This is a genomic window from Roseovarius sp. (assembly GCF_018066915.1).
GTDB lineage: Bacteria > Pseudomonadota > Alphaproteobacteria > Rhodobacterales > Rhodobacteraceae > Roseovarius.
On sequence record NZ_JAGPVV010000355.1, the window covers coordinates 1 to 3224 of the forward strand.

The 3224-nt window shown below is 60.3% G+C and carries 4 protein-coding genes; 3 read left to right on the top strand and 1 reads right to left on the bottom strand.

Annotation, left to right across the window (positions count from 1 at the left end; genetic code table 11):
• From KBT70_RS19980 to KBT70_RS19990, 3 genes are all read left to right on the top strand, one after another.
• A partial coding sequence (locus KBT70_RS19980) for a 2Fe-2S iron-sulfur cluster-binding protein (protein ID WP_296638273.1) occupies nt 1-323 on the top strand: 323 nt, incomplete at its 5' end.
• A 1-nt stretch (nt 324) separates the two neighbouring features.
• Nucleotides 325-1074: a VCBS repeat-containing protein gene (locus tag KBT70_RS19985; protein ID WP_296638278.1), complete on the top strand. Its 750-nt coding sequence runs from the start codon at nt 325-327 to the stop codon at nt 1072-1074.
• 140 nt (nt 1075-1214) lie between these two features.
• A complete protein-coding gene (locus tag KBT70_RS19990; RefSeq protein WP_296638280.1) occupies nt 1215-2636 on the top strand; it encodes a hypothetical protein in 1422 nt (473 codons plus the stop codon).
• 59 nt (nt 2637-2695) lie between these two features.
• On the opposite strand, the gene KBT70_RS19995 is transcribed toward KBT70_RS19990, so the two are convergent.
• The gene (locus KBT70_RS19995) at nt 2696-3172 is read right to left on the bottom strand and encodes a GNAT family N-acetyltransferase (protein WP_296638283.1); all 477 of its coding nucleotides are present in this window, start codon (nt 3170-3172) and stop codon (nt 2696-2698) included.
• Nucleotides 3173-3224: the final 52 nt, after the last annotated feature.

Consider the following 3224-nt stretch of genomic DNA (forward strand, 5'->3'; position numbering starts at 1 on the left):
TGGCTAAAATCACCTATATCGAGCATAATGGCACCCGGCATGAGGTCGAGGTGGCCAATGGCCTGACCGTGATGGAAGGCGCGCGCGACAACAATATCCCCGGCATCGAGGCCGATTGCGGCGGGGCCTGCGCCTGTTCCACCTGTCATGTCTATGTCGATCCGGCTTGGGTGGGCAAGCTTCCCGCCAAGGATGACATGGAAGAGGACATGCTCGATTTCGCCTATCAGCCTGACCCCGCCCGGTCGCGCCTGACCTGTCAGCTCAAGGTGACGGATGCGCTGGATGGTCTGGTCGTGCAGATGCCGGAAAAACAGATCTGAGATGCGCGGCGCGGGGGCGGTCATCGGGGTGATGGCGGTTCTTGCCCCCGGCGTCTCCGCCGAGCCTTGGATTGAGAGCGGCGGTGCGGGCATCGCCGCCGCGCGGTTCGAGGCCCCTGACGACAGCTATCCGCACCGGATCATGGGGCAGATACGCGAGCGCCGCGTGTTGGCGGTGCGCGGTGACCGGGGCATGGACATCCGCCTTGATCTGCGACAGGGGCCGGAGCCGAACCATGTGTTCGAGGATATCGCCCCGCGTCTGGTGGATGCGGATGGCGATGGTCAGACCGATGTCGTGGTGGTGGAATCCAGCCCTACGCACGGCGCGCAACTGGCGATTTACACGATCCGGCGCGGGCAGTTGGTGAAATCCGCCGCCACGCCGCCTATCGGCACGCCGTTTCGCTGGCTGGCCCCTGCTGCGATTGCCGATCTGAATGGCGACGGGATCACCGATATTGCCTATGTCGAAACACCGCATCTGGGCAGGGTGCTGCGCGTCTGGACTTGGGCGCCGGGGGGATTGACGCAAATTGCCAGCCTCAAGGGTGTCACCAATCACCGGATCGGGGATGAGGTGATCTGGGGTGGCTTGCGTGACTGTGGTCAGGGGGCCGAGATTGTGCTGGCCGATGCCGAATTCCGCGAGGTTGTGGCAGTCGCGTTCGAGGGTATTACGCTGGCGATGCGGCCCGTGGGGATCGTGGCCAGCCCGGAGGGGTTTGACCAGGCGCTGACCTGCGGCTGAGGGGCACGCCCCTGATGCGCGTATGCAACACACAACCACGTGTTGAAAGTCGCAAGGGGAACCCATCCGAAGGATAGATTGACGACATTTTTGTCGCGGCCTACGCTCCGCGCAAAGCAAGGTTGTTGAGGGGTGACGGTATGCTTGGTTTGCTGTTGGCGGCGATGGGCGTTTTGGGGGCATCCCTCGTCGTAAGTGATCAAAATGACGATGATAAGGTGTCCAATGAGGGGCCGCCCGACGAGGATGACGTTGGAGAGGAGGTGCCGCCCATAACACTCCCCGAAGAGCCGGTCGTAGATGGCCCACGCCAATTCGGCATGGTGGCGCTTTCACGTCAGCTTGAGGACGATGCAGGCACGCCGTTTGACGATGTGATCGCGATTGACAGCGGGTTCGCCCGAAATCCGTCAGGCGCAGGATTGGTGCCGGTTTTCAATTCCGTAGACGCCGGGGCGGGCAATGATCGCCTCTACGTATCCGGCGGCACGGGTATCGGGGGTGAGGGCGACGATACGATTTCACTGTTTGAGGGTCAGAGCCCCATTCAGTTTTCAGGCACCGAGTTCGAGGACTTGCCGGGGGTTGAACCCGTTGCGCTTGGGGGGCCTGGCGATGATGTGATCGAGGTGTTTGTCGGGGGCGTTGGTGTGATCGACGCGGGTGAGGGCAATGACACCGTTGATGTGTATTCATTCAGATACGAAAACACTGTTGATGTGACCTTAGGCGATGGCGATGATCTCATCCGGTATTTTTCCAGTAGGAGCCCGGGCGACGTAATTGCCCAACTGCATGATTTCAATCCAGCCGAAGACAGGATCGAGATCGTTCGGGATATTGCCGAGGGTTCGGTTCTTGGGGCGATGACCGGATTTGAGGTGACAATTACCCCCGGCACCGGGGAAGAGCCATCTGTTCTGGCGGTTACTGTCACTCATGCCGATCCCGCACTCCCTCCTGAGGTTTACCGCTATTTCGCTGATGGGCTGGATGCGACACAGGCGGACGAGATTCGGATCGGCTTTGTCGATGACTTGGGAGAGGAAGATGGGACGCCAATCGAACCTCTGCGCGACGGCAGCGATCTTGTGTTCACCCTTCGGTCCGAGGATTTGGCAACCCTTTCGGCGCAGACGTTTGACGTGTCCGGACAGGACGGAAATTCGCTCGCGGATATTACCCGTGTCGTGCTGAATATTGATGAGACTATAGAGGGCACATTCGAGGTTCACGATAGCAGACTCTTTATAAGGCATTCGGGCTTTGGGGATGGGATCACCTCGCACTTCCGGCATGTCGTGTTTAGTCCGGCAGAGCTTGACGGGGCAACGGTGACCGAGGTGAAGCTGGCGGATGCGCCCTTTACGTTTTTGTCGATAGACGGACCCCCAGAGTACGTAGCGGATGGTCTGCTCGATCTTCCGCAATTCCTGGCACCAAACGTCGAAGTCGTTCGGTTATTCAGAGGTGAACGTCTTACGGATACGTTCCATCCCGAGAATGAGCGGAACACGGTCAATGATATAGAGATTGTGATCAACCGAGTGGCGCTTTCTTAGGCTGTGACCTCTGGAAACGTGGGATTTCGTTTCGCGGTGACGCCCGAGCAAATGCCCGCTTAGAGCACTGCGCGCTGCATGGTGATCGAGGTGGGGCGGTCATATCCGGGATGGGCGGTTTCGCCGGTTTTGACAAAGCCCATTTTGGCAAAGGCCCGGTGGTTTTCCACCAGTTCCACGCGGACCTGTAATTCCACCGCGTTGAGGCCGAGGGCGCGGGCGCGGTCCATGGCGTGATCCACCAGCAGCGCAGCCAGACCTTGCCCGCGCCACGCGGCGTCGACGGCGAGTTTGCCCAAATAGAGGCAATCGGCCTTTGGGGTCAGGAAAACGCAGGCCACGGGTGGGGTGCTGATGATCCAGACTTCGCCATCGTGGCAGTGCTGGGCGATGGTTTCTGCGGTCAGGCGGTGCATAGAGGAGGGCGGATCAATCCGCCCCTCCATCGAGGCAAAGCATCTGCGGATCAGATCAAGAATCGCCTCGGCCTGCCCGCTGTCGGGATGGACCCGGATCGGGGCCCTGTCGATGGTCATTTCAGCGCGCGCCAGCCGATGTCGCGGCGGCAAAAGCCCTCGGGCCAGTCGA